This window comes from Kitasatospora sp. NPDC092286 (assembly GCF_044755565.1).
In the GTDB taxonomy this organism is placed as follows: domain Bacteria; phylum Actinomycetota; class Actinomycetes; order Streptomycetales; family Streptomycetaceae; genus Kitasatospora.
This window is the reverse complement of the sequence record NZ_JBIVRD010000046.1, coordinates 33,738-51,197: the sequence shown is the minus strand read 5'-3', so window position 1 is coordinate 51,197 and position 17,460 is coordinate 33,738. Positions and strand designations below refer to the sequence as shown.

General features: G+C 71.8%; 14 protein-coding genes and 1 pseudogene. 5 read left to right on the top strand and 10 right to left on the bottom strand.

Going from position 1 to position 17,460, the window contains the following annotated elements:
• Positions 1-26: 26 nt before the first annotated feature.
• The 6 genes from ACIQIB_RS33325 to ACIQIB_RS33300 are packed head-to-tail and all read right to left on the bottom strand — an operon-like array spanning position 27 to position 5,939.
• Complete coding sequence (locus tag ACIQIB_RS33325) at positions 27-731, bottom strand: class I SAM-dependent methyltransferase (RefSeq protein WP_400762594.1); 705 nt, start codon at positions 729-731, stop codon at positions 27-29.
• On the bottom strand, positions 718-1,677 hold the full coding sequence (locus ACIQIB_RS33320; RefSeq protein ID WP_400762592.1) for a glycosyltransferase family 2 protein: 960 nt from the start codon (positions 1,675-1,677) through the stop codon (positions 718-720). The genes ACIQIB_RS33325 and ACIQIB_RS33320 overlap by 14 nt, the downstream gene beginning before the upstream one ends.
• Positions 1,674-2,852, bottom strand: coding sequence for an arylsulfotransferase family protein (locus tag ACIQIB_RS33315; protein ID WP_400762590.1), 1,179 nt, complete (start codon positions 2,850-2,852; stop codon positions 1,674-1,676). Before ACIQIB_RS33315 ends, ACIQIB_RS33320 begins: the two co-directional genes overlap by 4 nt.
• A gap of 56 nt (positions 2,853-2,908) precedes the next feature.
• Positions 2,909-3,670: a creatininase family protein gene (locus tag ACIQIB_RS33310; RefSeq protein WP_400762588.1), complete on the bottom strand. Its 762-nt coding sequence runs from the start codon at positions 3,668-3,670 to the stop codon at positions 2,909-2,911.
• 48 nt (positions 3,671-3,718) lie between these two features.
• Positions 3,719-4,666 carry a hypothetical protein gene (locus ACIQIB_RS33305; protein ID WP_400762587.1) on the bottom strand — a complete coding sequence of 316 codons (948 nt, stop codon included), beginning with the start codon at positions 4,664-4,666 and terminating at the stop codon, positions 3,719-3,721.
• Positions 4,667-4,679: 13 nt separating this feature from the next.
• The gene (locus ACIQIB_RS33300) at positions 4,680-5,939 is read right to left on the bottom strand and encodes a radical SAM/SPASM domain-containing protein (protein ID WP_400762585.1); all 1,260 of its coding nucleotides are present in this window, start codon (positions 5,937-5,939) and stop codon (positions 4,680-4,682) included.
• Positions 5,940-6,129: 190 nt separating this feature from the next.
• Here ACIQIB_RS33300 and ACIQIB_RS33295 point away from each other — a divergent pair, with 190 nt between their 5' ends.
• The 5 genes and pseudogenes from ACIQIB_RS33295 to ACIQIB_RS33275 all read left to right on the top strand — a co-directional run bounded on the left by ACIQIB_RS33295 (position 6,130) and on the right by ACIQIB_RS33275 (position 14,078).
• Entirely contained in the window at positions 6,130-7,452 is a 1,323-nt protein-coding gene (locus ACIQIB_RS33295) for an XRE family transcriptional regulator (RefSeq protein ID WP_400762583.1), read from the top strand.
• A gap of 339 nt (positions 7,453-7,791) precedes the next feature.
• Positions 7,792-8,001, top strand: a pseudogene (locus ACIQIB_RS33290) (multiprotein-bridging factor 1 family protein); the annotation flags it as partial.
• A gap of 114 nt (positions 8,002-8,115) precedes the next feature.
• Positions 8,116-9,090 carry a transcriptional regulator gene (locus ACIQIB_RS33285; protein WP_400762628.1) on the top strand — a complete coding sequence of 325 codons (975 nt, stop codon included), beginning with the start codon at positions 8,116-8,118 and terminating at the stop codon, positions 9,088-9,090.
• A gap of 99 nt (positions 9,091-9,189) precedes the next feature.
• A complete protein-coding gene (locus ACIQIB_RS33280; protein WP_400762581.1) occupies positions 9,190-12,891 on the top strand; it encodes a hypothetical protein in 3,702 nt (1,233 codons plus the stop codon).
• A complete protein-coding gene (locus ACIQIB_RS33275; RefSeq protein WP_400762579.1) occupies positions 12,891-14,078 on the top strand; it encodes an NUDIX domain-containing protein in 1,188 nt (395 codons plus the stop codon). The genes ACIQIB_RS33280 and ACIQIB_RS33275 overlap by 1 nt, the downstream gene beginning before the upstream one ends.
• Before the next feature lie 45 nt (positions 14,079-14,123).
• Here ACIQIB_RS33275 and ACIQIB_RS33270 read toward each other — a convergent pair whose 3' ends face one another.
• The 4 genes from ACIQIB_RS33270 to ACIQIB_RS33255 all read right to left on the bottom strand — a co-directional run bounded on the left by ACIQIB_RS33270 (position 14,124) and on the right by ACIQIB_RS33255 (position 17,440).
• A complete protein-coding gene (locus ACIQIB_RS33270; protein WP_400762577.1) occupies positions 14,124-14,951 on the bottom strand; it encodes a 5'-3' exonuclease H3TH domain-containing protein in 828 nt (275 codons plus the stop codon).
• A 40-nt stretch (positions 14,952-14,991) separates the two neighbouring features.
• On the bottom strand, positions 14,992-15,828 hold the full coding sequence (locus tag ACIQIB_RS33265) for a PIG-L deacetylase family protein (protein WP_400762575.1): 837 nt from the start codon (positions 15,826-15,828) through the stop codon (positions 14,992-14,994).
• 155 nt (positions 15,829-15,983) lie between these two features.
• Positions 15,984-16,649: a PolC-type DNA polymerase III gene (locus ACIQIB_RS33260; protein WP_400762573.1), complete on the bottom strand. Its 666-nt coding sequence runs from the start codon at positions 16,647-16,649 to the stop codon at positions 15,984-15,986.
• A complete protein-coding gene (locus ACIQIB_RS33255; RefSeq protein ID WP_400762572.1) occupies positions 16,646-17,440 on the bottom strand; it encodes a class I SAM-dependent methyltransferase in 795 nt (264 codons plus the stop codon). Before ACIQIB_RS33255 ends, ACIQIB_RS33260 begins: the two co-directional genes overlap by 4 nt.
• Between the last annotated feature and the right edge of the window lie 20 nt (positions 17,441-17,460).

Here is a 17,460-nt window from a genome sequence, read left to right as displayed (position 1 = left end):
GGTCGTTGAGGCGCCTGGCGCAGAGCCTAGATTCCAGGGTGCCGTTTGCGGAGCCGGACGGCTACGAAGCCAGGCTGACGGGTCAGTTTCTCGTGTTCGCCAGGGTGATGACGGGCCATCGACGGAAGTGGCTGGTGCTCGACGAGGCGGTCGAGGGCGAGTCCGGAGGCAGTGAACTCGTCGAGCCATGCTTGGAAGGGCTGGTGCCAGTATCGGTGGGTCATGCCGTTCGACCAGGGCTCCTCAACGAAGCCGCTGGCGAAGTAGCTGCCCCCGTGGGCCAGCCAGTCTGCCGTGGGGTGACTGGTCGAGACGACGATCTGCCCGCTGGGCCGCAGGACACGGGCGAGTTCCCGCAGCGTGCTGACCCGGTCGGGGAGGTAGTGGAGAACCAGCGTGAGCAGGACAATGTCGAACCGCTCGTCGTCCGCCCAGGTGAGGGGCTCGGCCAAGTCGTGCTGGCGGACTTCCGCGAGGGGCCCGAGGCGCTGGCCGGCGAGGCGGACCATGTCGGCGCTCTGGTCGATGCCGACGGGCCGGGCCCCGCGGTCGGCGAGCTCGGACAGGTACAGGCCGGGGCCGCAGCCGGCGTCCAGGATGTCGAGGCCGCGCACGTCGCCGATCAGCCCCAGGACGGTGGGGCGGTCGTAGTGGGCGTTGTAGGCGCTGACGGCGGCCTCGCGGGCGAAAGTCTCCGCGAAGCCGTCGTACGGGGCGTCACCGGACTGCATGCGTCACCGCCGGTCGGAGAGCGAAGGCACCGTCGTCGTGCCGGGAGGGCGAGGCCGGGGTGAGGGGGAGGAGCCGGCCCAGGAGGTCGCGGTCCGGGGACCGGCGGTCGGTGAAGGTGGCGTGGAGCTCGCGGACGGCGTGTTCGTACACGTGGGGCGGGACGCTTCGGCCGTGGGCGATGAGGGTGTCGAGGCGCTGGTCGAAGCGGCGGAACCAGTCCCGGTACTCCTCGGCGCGGCCGGTGGCCGCGGGCCAGCGGCCGTAGAGGAGGGTGCGTGCCCGGGTGAACGGGGTCGGGGTGGACTGGTAGGCGGTGTGGACGGCGCCGGGCACAGGTACCTGGTGGTAGACGCTGGTGATGGTGTCGAGGCGGGCGAAGCGGTTGCCGGCCGCGCGAAGGGAGAGGAGGAAGTCCCAGTCCTCGCAGTGGTGCAGTTTCTCGTCGAACCGGACGGGGCTGCCGGCCGGGTTGCGGGTGACGACGGAGCCGGTGTGGATGGTGTTGGCGACGGAGAGGAAGGCCGGGTCGAACGCGTAGTCCTTGCACGGCAGGTGGCCCCGGTCGCGCGGCAGGTCCTCGAGCCAGGTGGGGCTGACGAGGGCCTGGCCGTAGACGGTGTCGACTCGGTGGGTTCGCAGCGCGTCGGCCGCGGCCTGGAGGTGGTGCGGCAGGAAGATGTCGTCGTCGTCGAGGAGGGCGACGTGGTCGCCCTGAGCGGCGGCGATGGCTCGGTTGCGGGCGTGGGAGACGCCGTACGGGGTGTCGGATTCCAGGAGGCGGATGGGTATCTCGCGCTGCCAGCGGTCGATGACCGGCTCGACGGTGTGGCCGCCATCGCGGACGACGATCACCTCGAAGTGCCGGTAGGTCTGGCGGGCGACGCTGCGTAGGGCGCGGTGGAGAGGGCCGGGGCGGTCGCGGGTGGGGATGATCACGCTGATCACAGGGGGCTCCGTACGGTCTGGACGAGCTGGCAGCGGACGCGGAATTCGGTGAGGGCGCGGGCGGGCCGGTCCCCGGTGCCGAGGTGGTCGGCGGCGGCGGTCGGGATGGCGGAGAGGCGGTAGAACTCCGCGCGGGAGCGCGCGCCCGTGGTGCTGGTGGAGACCTGGACTTGCCAGTGCTCGCGGCCGGCGCGGTCGACGATCAGGGCGCGGCCGGCCTGGGAGTCGCTGATGAGGATGGTGCCGTCGGCCAGGCGCTCGCAGCCCCCGGCCATCTCGCAGAACAGGCCGGGCTCGTACTGCCAGACGGCGGCCCTGGTGAGGGGTTCGATCTCCAGGATGCGGGAGCGGCCGGCGCGGCGGCCGTTGTCGAAGACGAGGATCGTGCCGTCGCTCTGGGCGGAGGGCTGGTGCTGGCCGGACAGGTCGCCGGGGCCCCACCACCAGCGCACGGCGCGGGCGCGCAGGTCGAGGACGGCGATGAGGTCGAGGTCGCGCAGCGAGACCAGGACGTCTCCGGCCGCCCACATGCCGGCCGGGTGGGCGTGGGTGAGGATTTCGAGGGTGTTGGTGTGCAGGATGTCGCTGGGCGAGCCGGGCCGGGAGCGCAGCAGGCGGGAGATGTCGCGGCCGCGCCGCCAGCCGTTCGGGCCTTCCATTCGCGGGGCGAGGGCGGCGGTGTCCGCGGTCCGGCCGGCGTCGCGGTGGCGGTCGATCGCGTCGGTGATCAGTGTGGCCAGGGCCGGATCGGTGGTGAGGATCTCGTACAGGGAGTGCGCGTCGCGCAGCTGGCCGTCGGGGTCCAGGACGGTGATGGAGTTGTCGAGCAGGACGTGGGAGCCGCCGGTGCAGGGCACGGGGCGGGGCTCTTCGGTGAGGACGTAGATCTCGCCGTGGGGGCCGAGGGCGAGGTCGTGGTGGGCGGGGAGGTCGGCGCGCCAGGTGAGGGTGGAGTCCGGAGCGAGCTTGAGCAGGGCGTGCAGCGGCACGATCGCGAACAGGGATCCGTCCGGGGCGACTTCTACGTGGTTCCAGCCGCGGAGGTAGGACGGCGGGCTGGTCTCGATGTCGGGCTGGCCGATCGGGCTGGACCATGCGTGGACGATCCGGGCGCGGTCGTCGATGACGGCCGCGAACGGCCTCGGGTAGGAGGCGGAGGGCGAGAATACGAACATGGGTGTGGGTCTCCTTCGGAGGAGCCCCCGGGCCGACCCCGGGCGGCGGCCTGGGTTCAGGACGGCAGGGGCGCAGTGAACTCGCGGAGGACGGCGTCGGCGAGCTGCTGGGCGACCTGGTCGGCGACCCGCTTGCCGAGCTCCGGGCCGGCGTGGGCGGCGGTGTAGACGATGCCGGTGCTCGTGGTGGTGTCGGCCGGCTGCGGGTACAGGTGGTAGCTGATCCGGCGGGGCTGCTCGGTGCCGCCGTCGGCAGGCAGCCGGTCGGGGCGGACGGCGTGCGGGCTGATGTGCATGACGAGGCTGGACTCGACCATCCCGGCGTGGTGGTCGTCCGCGCGGGCGGTCCCGGTCTCGTTGGCGAGGGCGTTGCGGAAGTCCTCGCCCACGACGTCCCACCAGTTCACGATCATCACCCGCACGCTGGGGACGTGTTCGGTGAGGTGGCGGGCGGCCTCGCACAGGAACGCGATGTTGTCGATGGCCGAGTTCAGCAGGATCAGGCGCCGGTAGCCGTGGCGGGCCAGGGCGGTGAGGATCTCGGCGACCAAGGCGGTGAAGGTGGCGCCGGTGATGCTGATGACGCCGGGGAAGGTGCCGCCCAGGCGCTGGCCGGGCGTGGCCACGCCATAGCCGACGCTCGGGGCGACGTGCCCCTCGACGGCGGCAGCGAGGCGGTCGGCGAAGTGGTCGCTGATCATGGTGTCGGAGCCCAGCGGGAGGTGCGGGCCGTGGGGTTCCAGGGCGCCGACGGGGATGATGACGTGGGTGTCGGGGTCCGGGACCAGGTCGGGCCAGGTCATGTCGCCGATGAACACAAGAGCGCTCCTTTCCGGGAACGGGAGCGGGAACGGGCGGGGGCGGGGTCAGGCGTCGGTCCAGCCGAGGCTGGGGACCGTGGAGGGGCGCAGGGGGCCGGCGATCTGCAGATTGAGAAAGTCCTCCTTGTTGCCGCACCCGCCCCTGGCCGCGCACGGCGCCCACGGTTCGGGGCGCAGCGGCAGGTCGAAGCCGGGCTCCAGGACACTGCCCAGTGGGGGCTGCTCCTGGGAGGAGTAGTTGGAGCAGCGGTAGGCCTGGCCGTGGATGTCGATGAACGCCGTGTCGTGGCCGGCGCGGCAGAGCATTCCCCGGCAGGAGGTCAGGCCGACCAGGGCGGCTTCGGCCAGGGCCCGGTTCCCGCCGAGAGCGGCCAGCGTGTCCAGGGCGTCGGAGCTCTGGAGGACCGGTACGGCGGCGGACGGGTCCTGGACGGCTGCGCTCGGGTCGTAGCCGAGGTCGACGTTGAACCGCAGTCCGGCGGCAACGGCGGCGTCCCGGGCGCGGGCCACGGCCTCCGCGTTGGTCTCGAACAGCAGGGTGTTAACGACCACGAAGCAGCCGTAGCGCTCCTGGGCGAAGGATGCGGCCTTGATGAACCGCTCCAGGTCGACCTGCCCGTCGTGCCAGGTCAGCCACAGTGACAGCTTGCCGAGGTTCGCGTCCGCTTCGATCTTGGGTAGCCTCCTGGGCAGCAGGATCGCGTTGGAGAGCAGCTCGACGTACTCGACGTCGCTCTGCCGGGTCAGCCAGGCCGCCTTCTTCAGGAAGAAGGTGCTCGCGAACGGCTCGCCGAGGGTGCCCAGGCGGACCTTCACCGGGTAGGGGCGGGTCCCGATCCAGGTCACGACCTGCTCGTAGACGTCGCGGTCCTCGGGGTTCTTCCAGTCGTAGCGGTTGCTCATGGCCCACTCGCCGACGGACACGCATCGTTCGCAGGACAGGTTGCACAGCCGCTGTCCGGCTACGTACCAGATCCGTACGGGCGTTTTCATGATGGGTCGCCTCCTATCCGAAGGTCGCGATCGGGCGGAAGTCCCGGCCGGGAAAGTCGGGCAGCTGGTTGTGGCAGCGCCGGCACAGGAAGTCGTCCGGGGCCTGGTCGACGCCGAAGACCTTGCGGCGCAGCGCGACTGCTCGCTCGCTCGACATCAGCTCGTCGATCGAGCCGTCCCGGACATGGCCGAAGGTCTCGCGCTGGTAGTAGTCGTTGCAGCACAGGAACAGGTCGCCGGTGACCGAGATGTTGACGTGCTGCACCGGCCAGCCGCAGCCGGTCAGCCGCCCCGCCACGTGGACGTCCTGGGCGTACTCGCCGCCCAGCTCACCGGCCCGGTCGCAGGTCAGGCTCGGATACACCTCGGCGCCCAGCGGCGTGAAGTGCCGCTCCACGCCGTCCAAATTCCGTTTCAGGCGCGCGCCGACCCCGTTGACGACGACCTGCACCGGCAGGCCGGCAGCCAGAGCCGCCTCCGTGTTGCCCATCGTGTGCGGGAAGTGCCGCGAGCCGGTGAGGATGTTGAACTCGACCTCCTCGGCGGAGGGGATGTTGACGATCAGGTGCTTGAGCACCCCGGTCCGCTGGAGCGCGGCGATCTTGTCCGCGGTCAGCGCGGAGGCGTTCGAGTACAGGGCCAGCGGCATCCCGCGGGCGGCCAGGACCTTCAGCCGCCGGACGAAGTACCGGTCGAGGGTGGGCTCGTTGAAGAACTGGAAGGTCACGTACTGGGCGCCGGCCGCGGCGAGCATGCCGATGATCTCCTCGAACAGGGGCATCGGCATCGTGCGGCGCGGCTTCGGGTCCGTGGCGACCGGGCAGGAGACGCAGCCCCAGTTGCAGTGCGCGGTCACCTCGATCTCACCGGAGACCACGCAGTACTCCCGGCACAAGCGGCCGGGATCCTGCAGCCACCCCCGGCCGACCGCCGCGGAAACCCGATTCGGCCCGAAGCGGGTCACGAGCTCGCCGGTCGCGCGCGGGCCGGAGGCGGCGTAGCGCAGGAGGTCGAGGACCTCGGCGTCGTCCTGCCACACAATCGTCCGGTCCAGGCCCACGATCCCGAACACGGCCGCCGACGGAGGGAGCGGCCCGGTGGGGGCCTCGGGACCGGAGGTGTCGGTCAGGTACACCAGGCGCGGGTCGGCGCCGGGCTGGACGCTGGAGAGATAGGGACAGGTCTGCAGCATCGGCTCCGGGCTCTGCCCGGCACGGCAGCCGGCTTCGGCCATCACCAGTGGCGCCGGAGGCGGAGCCGGGGAACGGGGCATGACGATGTCTCCCTTCGGAGCATGCGGGAACGAGACGGACGCCGGGCCTTGTACGGCCGGGCGTGGACGCTCGGAGGATCGAGCTTCGAGCACACGTGCCCCCAGACGCGACGGCTTGGCGGGGGTCCCGCCGGGGGTCCCCCTCGCTGAACACCTCCCAGGTAGCCACGGACGGTGCTTGACTGACTACGTGACCGAGTGCACTCACCCGTTGGCCCACCAGCGCGCGTCCAAGGGCCTGACCCGGGTCGACCTCGCGAAGCTCATCTGCGCGGCGGCCGAGCGACGCGGCCTGCGCTCGGGCACCGACAAGCACCGGATCCGCAAGTGGGAAGTCCTCGGGGTCACCCCGGAGGCCGAGACCCAGATCTACATCGCGGAGGCCCTGGAGCTCCCGCTCGATCTGGTCGATCCGGCTGCCTGGCCGCACTGGCTGCCCGCGGGGGATGGGGGCGTTGTGCCTCTCGGACCGTCCAGCACCGTCATCGCACTGCGAGAGGCCCTCAACACCGCCATGGAACCACTGGAACGCCGTACCTTCCTCACCCTCTCCGGGACCGCGCTGACCGCGCTCGCCGCGGCATGGGCCACCGGGTCTGGGAGCTCGCTCGCAGCGCGACTGGGGGGAGAGAAGCTGGTCGGCGAGGAGACGGTCACCGTCCTGGAGGACATCAGCCGGCAGCTCAACAGCCTGGTCACCGAGCAGCGTCAGCACGTTTCCGCTTTGCTGGACGCCCACCTCACGACCGTCACCGACCTCATCGAGGGCGGACGCTACGACAAGGCCACCGGCCTGCGCCTCCACACCCTGGCCGCCTCCCTTGCGCAGACCGTGGCCTGGCACCGCTTCGACCACGGCCGCCACACCGCCGCCGGCAAACTCTGGATCGCCGGCCTCCACAGCGCCCATGCCACCGGCGACCCCGACCTCGGAGCCGCAATGCTCGGCGACCTCGCCTACCAGGCCGCCTGGCGCCAGGACCACACCACCGCCGCCGGAATCCTCCGACAGGCCCTCAAACGCGCCCAGCACCCTGCGGCCCGCTCCCTCCTCCACCTTCGCCTCGCCCGCACCCTCGCCGCGCAGCAGGACAAGCAGCCCGCTCTGCGGGCCCTCGAAGCGGCCGAGCACCACTTCGGGGCCTCGTCCGGCCGGCCACTGCCGGCCTGGTGCTCGTGGTTGTCGGAAGCCGACCTCGCGGTCGACTCCGGCCAGGCCCTCCTCGACCTCGGAGACGCCCGCCGCGCCCACCAGCTCATCACCGAGGGCCAAGACCTCCTGCCCGACTCCCGAGCCAAGACCCGCGGCGTCTTCTTGGCGTACGAGGCGGCCAGCCACCTCCAGCTCAAGGAACCCGAACTCGCCGCCCACGCAGCCGGAGAAGCACTCACCCTCTCCCGCCGCATCGGCGCCCCGCGTTGCGAACGGCTCGTCCAGGACCTCGTGCCGGACTTCCAGCGCTACCGTGCCGCTGACGGCGTCCCCGCCTTCCTCGCCCTCGCCGCGGCCTAAAGCCGCCGGACACCCGGCTGGCCACACCGCCACGCCTTCCTGCCGGGACGGGTTCCTGCCCGATGCCTGCATGCCGGCGCCCCACCGCCCGTCGCGAGTGGTGCCGGACTCGCTCGGATCGGCCACAACAGACTCCCGGTGGGCTCGGCAGAAGACGACGCACCGCACGATCTGGCGGTGCTGGCTCCCGACCAGGACACACCGCAGCCGGATCAGAGCCGAGGCAAATCCCGCCGCGCGCAAGCCATTTGCGCATCACGCACACGCCCTCGACCGAACGTGACCCCGCGGCTACCGTGAGCAGGCTGATGTCCGGTGGAGTTCCCGAAGGGAGCAGCCATGCGCGCCCAGATACCGGACTGGAACTCCCCCCGCGCACGGAACCTCATCGCGGCAGGCGACGTCGGGGGCCTGATCCGGTGGGCCCGGCAGCAGCGCGGATGGCGCCAGACCGATCTGGGCAAGGCGACCGGCTACTCCGCCTCTGCCGTCAGCCGACTCGAGACCGCCGAGCGGCCCGCGACTGACCTAGACATGCTCAAGCGGTTCGCCGACAGCCTCGTCATCCCTCCGGGTGTTCTCGCCGCAGTTCTCGGTGTAACCCCGCCTCAGGGCACTACAGTTGCCACCGCACTGCGCACGGCCGCATCCGAGGAGGACCCGATGAAACGCCGGTCACTCCTCGCCGCAGGCCTCGTCGTGCCCCTCGCCGCGCTCGACCACCTCGACGACGCCCTGGCCCTGCTGCCCGCACCCGCCACCGAGCCGACCAAGGCCGGGCTGGCAGCCCAGTACCGGGCGGCCCGCTCCGCGTTCAACGTCGGCGCCCACGCCGACCTCGTCCAGGCCCTGCCCGACCTTCTGGCCACCGCCGAGGCCTGCGCCACGGAAGCCGCAGACTACGCCCGGCTCGCCGCGTGCTACGACCTCGCCACCGAGACCCTGTCCAAGGTCGGCCGCTACAGCGCGAGCCGGATCACCGCGGACCGCTCCAACACCTACTCCCGGCTCTCGGGCGACCCGCTCGCCAGCGCATCCTCCGCACGCGCCTTCAGCATCGTCCTGCGCCACGAGGATCGGGCCGCCACCGCGCAGCGCGTCACGTTGCACGCCGCCGCCCAGGTCGAAGCCACCGGTCTGAACACCCCCGCTCAGGCCGCCACGTACGCGCAGATGCTCTGCACCGTCGCCTACGCCGCCGCCGAGGCCGGCGACCGGGACCGCGCCCTGGACATGATCCGCCAAGCCGAACGTGCCGCCGCGCTCCTGCCCGAACCAGCCACCGGGACGCAGCCATTCGCGGTCACCCCCGCGTCCGTCGCCCTCTACAAAGTGGGTGTCCTCTGGTCCCTCGGCGACTCCGGAGCAGCCGTCCACGCTGGCCGAGACCTGCGCGCCGCCCAGTTCCCTACCGCCGAGCGCCGCGGACGGCTCCACACCGACCTCGCGCGCGCCTACTGGCAGTGGGGCAAGCCAGAGCAGACCGCTCACGCACTACTCGACGCCCACCGCGCCGCCCCCTCGGAGGTACGCAACCGCCCCAGCATCCGCGCCATCGTCACCGAACTCGCCCAACGTCATCCCCGGTCCAGCGGCGTCCGTGAACTGTCAGCCGCCGTGCGGTCAGCCCAGCCGTAACCGGAAGAGTGACTGGCCGAAGACGAGATTTCCCGACACTAGAGGGCGCCCTCCTGTCAGGCTGGCTTGACCGCGATCGGCACAGGAAACGGAAGCACGATGGCCACGGCGCAGCAGCCCACGTCCGCGCAGCACCGGAGGGTGCAGTGGAAGCCCATTGACCGGGCGCTGGCCCATCACTCGACCGAATCGCTGCTGGTGCTGTTGGAGACCGCGCTCGCCTCTCCGGGCTGCTCCCGCTTCCACGATCACCTGCTGCTGCTGTGGACCCGAGTCCTGCGAGGCTCCGTCCGGTCCGGGGAGCGGGCGGGCGCAGAAGATCTACCAGGACTGGTCGAGGCCGTCGTCCGCGCTGCTCCTGGACGCGGAACGCTGACGGAGGCGGAGCCGAATGACCCGCGGGCGCTGGTGCGGTACGAGGTGGCGGGGGAGCGGCTGCTGGTTCACCCGGGGCAGCTTGACCACCCGGTGATGTTCCTTCGCTGCGCGGAGCTGACGGCGCGGGCGGTCGACGAGTCCGTACTGGCCATGCATGGTTTCACCCTCACCGATGTCCTCGAACTCGTACTGCGCTGCACCGACCGGCTGGTGTCGGGGCTCGCTCCAGCGTGGCCCGAGGTGTACGACGACCGGTCCGGGCAGGACATCGCCTGCGGAATCAGCACCCGCGAGTATGACGCCGCCCAGGAGCTGGCCGATCCGGACCCCGCTGAGATCGCCGCCGGGTGCCGTGAGCCGGATCGCGCCGCTCGCGCGCTGGAGTGGCTGACCTCGGACATCACCTCCATGCCGCTGCGCTACAACCCCAGATCACCGCTTCTGGGGCCGGTGCTCGCCGTCATTGCGCACGGCCACCGCCGGCTGGTCCCGGCCTCTGCCATGCTGAACAGCTTCGCCGCGGCCTTGGCCCGCCTGATCGCCACTGTCCCGAACGGGCTGGCTGCGGAGGAGCGCCTCCAGGCGCTGACCGTGGACCGCGTCGCCCAGTTGTTGGGCCTGGATTCGGCACCCGCCCGGCCCGGGCCGGTGTGCGTGATCTCCTCATCCACCCACCGCTACGACATCGCCGTCGTCAGCGCGCTTGCGAACGGCCTTCTGCCGACGAGGGTCGAGGAGGGCCGAGCCACGCTGGCCGAGCAGCCGGCCGGCCGGGGGCGGCTCGTGGTCTACGGCGGACCCCGGGTGCTCGGGCCGGAGCTGATCCGCGACACCTGCTACCTGCACGTCGAAGAGCTCGCCGAGATCCTCGCCGACGCGGAAGGCGCCCCGGCCCTGCTGGCCCTGTTCGTCCTGGAGCTCACCGAGCACCCCGGCGTCGACGCCGTCTTCTACCAGGAGCCGCTCGACGCGTGGCGCGCCTGGTCGCTCGCGGGCACGCTGCTGCTCCCCGGCCCGCCTCGCAGCGAGGTCGCCGTCGTTCCGGCGGCCGGCGTCGACCTCACCTGGCAGCGGGCCACTGCCTGGGCCCGTCCGGACGACGTCCTTGCCGCTGCCGGGCTGCCGCCGGCGCTGCACTGGCGCTTCACCCACCTCGTTGACCCCGACCCCGGCGTTCCCGGGGCCCACGCCGACCTTCTCCAACCGGGCCCCGACGACCTGCTGGTGCGGGTCAGCACCGACCCGCCGGTGGCCGTCATCGCACGGCCCGACCACGGCCACGACTCCGTACTCGACCTGGCCGCGATGAGCGGACTCGCCGACAGCATCCGCACCACCGTCACCGGCTGCCCCCTGGTTGCCGAGCACTTCACCCTGCCTGACGGCGCCCCTGTCGTGCTACAGCTGACCGGGACCACCCACCCCCACAAGCCCCCGGGCCCCGGCCCCGGCGGGGATGAGCCGGATACGGGGGAGTGGCTGCCGCTTCACGCCGGCGCAGACCCCGACCGGGCCCGGATCGGCATCGACCTCGATCCGCCGCTGCTGGCCGCCTTCACCGGCGACGGCCACCAGGGCCACCGGATACTCGGCCGGCTCCTGCACTACCTGGTCGAGCAGATCCGCCGCGGCCGCGGCGCCGGGAGCGGTGCCGATCCGGAAGCCTTCGCCGAAGCCTGGGACAACGCGCACCCGGTACTTCGCCTCACCGCCACCGCCACCTTCTGGCCCGCGACCGCCCCCCACTCCACGCTTCCGCGCACACACCACGTCCATGCCCGGGCCCTGCGCAGCGCGGCCACCGCCGTCCGCCGCGCCGGAGTTCCCGCCGGTACCTGGCACGGCGCCGACGCCTACGCCCGGGGCGGCCCAGCCGAGCAACTGCTCCACGCCCTCGAAGACGAGCTCACCGGGCAGATCCGATCCCACCAGCCCGACCTGGTCGACGAACTGGCCCGGCAGCTGAATGCGGCCTGGGCCAGCCGCACCCGCGGCCACCACGAGGTGACCGTGAACCTCGCCGCACCCTGGGCGCAGAACTGGGTCCAAGAAGCCGGCCGCCGCCAGGCCGGTGCCGCCGCTGCCACCTCCGCCCTGCAGCTGCTCCTCCAACAGGCGATTACCACCCCACCCGCCGGCCGCCGGCCCGTCGACATGCTGGCCGTCGCCGAGCTGGTCGCCCTCGCCGAGCTCGTACTGCACTGCGGCACCACCGCGGTCGCCGCCGCCCGCCGGCTGCACGACCTCCACCTCGAGATCCACACCACCGGCGTGTTCACCCTCACCGACACCGACCAGACGCACATCGCCGACCCGGACGCCGAGCTGCTCCACCTCGGCTTCGACGCACAGGCCTACCAGCACGCCCGGCAGCAGCACTTCATCTCCCAGGCCGCCGCTGCCCAGCCCGAACACCTCGACCCGGCCAGCGTGTTCTCCACGGCCCGCACCCGGGCCCGCGTCGAGTTCACCGCGCCGCGCCTGCCCGCGGGCAGCCAGCTTGCTGCCGCCGACCAACTCCTGCGGCGGCACTGGGGCTTCGGATTCGCCGCGCTGGGGGCCGTGCTGGCAACGGCCGCCGACTGGCCGACCGGAGCGGACGGCATCGCCGCCGTCACCGCCGAGGAGCTGATCAACGAGGCCGCCGCCTGGTCGGCGCTGCCCAACGGCGAGCTGGCAGCCGCTGTCGACCGGCTGCGTCTGCACTCGGCCAACGCCGCCCCGTCTGGGGCGCACGCCTACACCGAGGTCGAACGCCGCATCCGGCCCGCCACCCACCCGCTGATCGAACATGGCGACCGCCTGCTCCTGCTGCCCTGGCTCCTTCACACCTCCCAGGAGCTCTACGCCGCCTACCTCGACGAGGGTCGCCTCCCGCACCCCGACCTGCCCCGGCCCGTCGGGGACGCCCTGCGCCGCTACCGCCAGCAGCTCGACGAACGCCTGGAAGCCGACATCCAGTCCGTCGCCCGCACCGCCGGCCTGCCCCACCGCTTCCGCCTCCTGGAGAAGACCGCCGCCCAGCTCGGTATCCCCGGCCTCATCGGGGAGATCGACCTGCTCGTCGCCGACCCGGCCACCCGGCGGCTGTGGGTCATCGAGGCGAAGAACCCCAAAGGCGCGGTCGCCCCGCACGCCCTGCTCCAGCACGTCCAGCGCTTCACCGCCCGCTACCGCGACAAGCTCCTCGCCAAGGCCGCCACCATCACCGCCCACGCGGCCGCGGCCGCCCGCGCCTGCCAGGCCCCCGACGACCTGGACTGGGACGTCATCCCGCTGATGGTCACCCGCAGCATCGAACCAGCCGGATTCCTCGCCGACCCGAAGGTCGCCTTCACCATCGCCGACCACCTCGCCCAGGTCCTGACCTCCCCGGCGAGCCCACACCCGGGGTGGAACGGCCCCGGCGAAGGGAACAGCTGATGCCGGCCCCACTCGAACGAGTCGACTCGGCGTACGCCCTGGTCACCGACCCGACGGCACAACGGGTGCTGCTCGTCAGAGGCCGCCGAAGCGGACAATGGGGACTACCCGGAGGCCGCCGTGAGCACGGTGAGACCCTCCCCGAAGCCGCCGCCCGCGAGACCCTGGCGAAAGCCGGGGTGGTCGTGGACGTCGGCCCCCTGGTCCACGTCGGCGAACGGATTGCCGACGTCCACGACCTCTTCGCGGTCTTCCGCGCGGCCTACGTCCACGGCGATCCGGCCGCGGGCGGGGACGAGGAGATCGCCGAAGCGGCCTGGGTCGCACTCTCCACCGCCGACGCGCACCTGCCCTTCTCCACCGGCGGCCTCCCCCCGCTGCTGGCCGCCGAAGGCACCGCCCATCACACCGCCCGACCCAGCCGCCCGGCGACCAGCACACCGCCAGTCCTCCCCACGCCCACACCGGGCGCCGTGGCGTTGACCGGCGGGCGCATGACAACGGGCATCGTCCGTGACGGTGCCACCGTCCGGCGCCCGTCCACCCCAGCCTCCCCCTTCGTCGCCGCACTCCTGGGGCTGCTGCACGCCCGGGGCTTCGACGGCGCTCCGCGCTACCTTCGACGCGAGGGAGCGAGCGACATCCTCGACTTCCTTCCCGGAGAGGTCCCCCAGCGATTCCGCACCTGGTCAAACCAGCAGGTCAGCGCCGCCGGTACGCTCCTGCGCTCGTTCCACGACGCGACCAGAGGCAGCGACCTCGCTGGCCGCTTCCCGGTGGTCTGCCATCACGATCCCGGTCCGAACAACGTCGTCTTCCGGGACGGGGTGCCGACAGCTCTCATCGACTTCGACACCGCGGCCCCCGGCTCCCCGCTGGAGGACCTCGGCTACATGGCGTGGACCTGGTGCATCAGCGCCAAGCCGACGGCACCCGCCGTCGAGGGCCAGGCGGCTCAGGTCCGAGCCCTCGCGGACGCGTACGGGCTGGACGCCATGGCCCGCGGCGCGCTCGTCGACTCCATCCTGGAGAGGCAAATCCGCAACGCCCGGTTCTGGGCAGAGCAAGGGCTCGCCTCAGATGGCCTTCCCGTCAGCGCGGAAGCCATCACGCAACGCATCGCATGGAGCCGCCGCGAGCATGCCTTCGTCAACGCTCATCGCCAGATCTTCGACGGCGCCCTGTGACCACCCCGGCCTGAACAGAACCAGGCGTTGCCGCGACCTTGGTCATCACCACAGGTGCAGCGCTTCCAGGACCTGCGCGGCCGTGGGCAGCGGCGCAGTGGGGGAGGTGATGAGGAGGTTGTCGGAGACGGTGGCCCTGGTGTCGAGTTTGATCATCTCGCGCCAGCGCAGAACCTGAGCCCACTGCGCCGTCCAGGCGGGGCGCAGTTCCTCGGCAGGGATGTTCTCGAGCCGGCGCCCGCCGGTCAGGAGCCGCGCGGCGGTCTTGGCGCCGACGCCCCGGATGCCGCGGATGTTGTCGGCGGAGTCGCCCATCAGGGCCCGGAAGTCCGGCCACTGTTCGGCGAGGACGCTGTAGCGGGGGAGGACGTGCTCCCTTGCGGTGTAGCGGTGCTCCATGGCGAAGCCGGTGTTCAACAGGCGCACGCTGGGGTCGGCCAGGAGCTGGATGAAGTCCTTGTCGGTGGTCATGATGTCGACCGCACGGCCTTCGGCGCGGGCACCGGTCGCCAGGGTGGCGATGACATCGTCCGCCTCGCAGCCGTCCTGCTCGATCCACCGGACGCCCGTGCGGTCGAGGGCGCTCTTGATCAGGGCAAGAGACTCGATCAGCCCGGGCTCTGGGGCGGGCCGCTGGGCCTTGTAGTCGCTGTCCACTGCGGCCCGGCCCTGGGAGCCCTCCTCGGAGTCGAAGACCACGAAGATCTCGAACCCGTCGGCATGCTGGACCTGTGCCTTGCGCAGGAGCGCGATGAAGCCGAACACGCCGGTGCGGTCGCTGGTCTTGTCGCGACTGGTAATGCGAGTGGCGAACCCGTACCAGGCACGGTGGAGGAGGTAGTGGCCGTCAACGAGCAGCAGGGGCGCGGTCATGGCGCTGTCTCCAGGCGGCGGTGCGTGCTGTTTGGTGCGGTCACCGCGGCGTACGGGCATCCGTTCCCGGATGACCCTGGATTCTAGCCGCAGCGGCGGCCGGCCCTGCGGGCCCTGACATCGAACCTGTTCTACGGTCGGCCCGCGCGGCGCGCCTGAGCGAGTTCGCCCTGCGTACGGGGGCTGTGCCGGCCTCACTGCTGAGCCTCGCCGCGGTGCTCGACGGCGGACGTGCCGGGTGGTCACTTGGCCGACGCGAACCAGGCCGCGGTCTCATCCTTTTCGGACGGTGACGCGCCAGGTCCGAGTGTCGGCATGTTCGACGGGCAGGGGCTGGGCGGCCCACGCTTTGAAGGAGCGGGCCGAGCCGGCCCACGCCCGATTCCGGGTGTGTGGCCGCGTACAGGGCGGTCGGCTGCCAGGGCTCGCCGGCTTCGGGATACAGGTGTGGCAGGCCGGCGGCCTCTACGGCGAGGAGGGTGATCTGGTGGGCACGCCGGTGGTCTGGGTGGCCGGTGAGCTGCCCAAGGGCGTCGTGGCCGACGACGATGTCGGGCTGGAGTTCGCGGATGTGTGCGACCAGGCGGCCGACGGCCTCGTCCAGCGGCGCGTCAACGAGGCGCACGGCGCCGCCGGGTGCCGAGGCGGGGTTGCGGGCATCGGCGTAGCCGAGCAGCCGCGGGCCTCCGGCGCCCAAGATATTCAGGGCGTCGGCGAGTTCGGGGATGCGGTGGGTGTTGGTTGTCCAGGTGGCGGTGACGACGGCGGTACGGGCGCCGGCTGCGTGGTGCTGGGCGAGCACACCACCGGCCAGGAGGCTTTCGTCGTCCGGGTGTGCGAATACCCCCAGCAGCGAAGGCAGGTGCGGGTGGTTCATGTGAAGACGTCTCCTCGGGGTGGTGTACGGGTGAAGGGGAGGCCGGATGAGCGGCTGCCTCCCTGCGGCGGCGGGTCGGCTCTCGGCCTGCCAGCACATCGGGAGCCGCGGCTGTAGACGCCGGGGCGTCCATCCTTCGCGCATGCTGCGCAGCATCAGAACAGGGCGCTCTGTTCCGCTTCCGGGGCCGCGGGCGGCCGCGTGGGCCGCATTCCGGCGGCCGCGTCCAGTTCAAGCAGCGTGCTCCACCGGCCGCCTACGAACCCGTCGTCCAGGAGCCGGGTCAGCACCTGGGCGGTGACCTCGACATCCGGCATTGCCCGGTGCCGTCCGGCAGGCTTGGGGATGCCGTAGTGGCCGAGCAGGCTGTCCAGGGCGTAGGAGCCGAGACCGGGCACGACGGCCTTGGCCAGGCGCAATGTGTCCAGCAGCGGTGTCGCGGCGAGTACGGGACAGTGCTCTGCCAGACGGGCGATGATCCCGGCTTCGGTGGATGCGTGGTGGGCGACCAGCCGGTACGGCGACGCAGTCAGGCGCGCGTCGAGCTGCGCCATCACCTCGGCGGCAGGGGCGGCTGAGGTGAGCATCTGCTGGGTGATGCCCTTGAGCTGGACGTCCCGTGCAGTCACGGGCACGTCGGCCGGTGGCCGCATCAGTGCCTCGAAGCGGCCGGTTTCCACCAGTCGGCCATCCACGGGGCGCAGCGCCAGCGCCGCGACCTCGATCGGCTCGGCGGGCCGTCCTGCTGGGGTGAGGCCCTCGAAGTCGATCACCACGAGCGTCGTCGCGGCGAAGCGGGGGTCGTTCGGCAGCCTGGTCATGGCGTCGCCTCCCGTCGGACCCCCGTCGACTGCCCGTCGGCGGTCCTGTCGCCGTCGCTCCCGGGGGCCGGCCCGGCGGGATCGCCACATGCCGGCTTTGGCACCCGTTGCGGGCGCCGGGCTGCGTACAGCCGGTAGGAGATGTGGTTGCTCGGTTCCGGAGAGTTGATCTCGGTGACGGACTCCAAGGTGAGGCCGTGCCGGATCAGGAGGTCCTGCCACAGGTGCGGGGTGAGGACCCACATGTTCACGGGGTGGTCTTCGGTGGTGCCGGGCAGCCGCAGGATTTCGGTGCGCGGGGCCACCTCGGTCGACGGTCCGGTGCCGTCCGAGGTGGTGTGCAGCGCGGAGAAGAGGAGTCGGCCGCCCGGTGTGAGGCCGTTGGCCAGGGCGGGCAGTAGCCGGTCGGGGGCCAGGAACGGCATGGAGCACACGGAGTAGATCAGGTCGTACGGGTCGGCGTCGTGCAAGAGGGCGACGGCATCGGCACACACCAGGTTCAGGCCCGGGGTGTCCGGGTAGCGGGCGAGGGCACGTTGGTGCTGGGCGGGGGAGGCGTCCACGGCGGTGACGGAGGTGCCCCTGGCGGCGAGATGGGCGGCATGTCGGCCGAGGCCGCTGCCGAGGTCGAGAACACGCAGCCCGTTCACCTCGCCGAGGGATTCGATGCCGGGGCCGGTGCCGGGGATGCCCCAGTCCCACTGGTCCAGCTCGGGCAGCTGAAGGTCTCTGGTCAGCTGGTGCGTGCCATAGGTGTTCCAGACAGCGAGGGTGTCCCTCTCGGTGGTCACCAAGTCCTTCATCAGGGGGT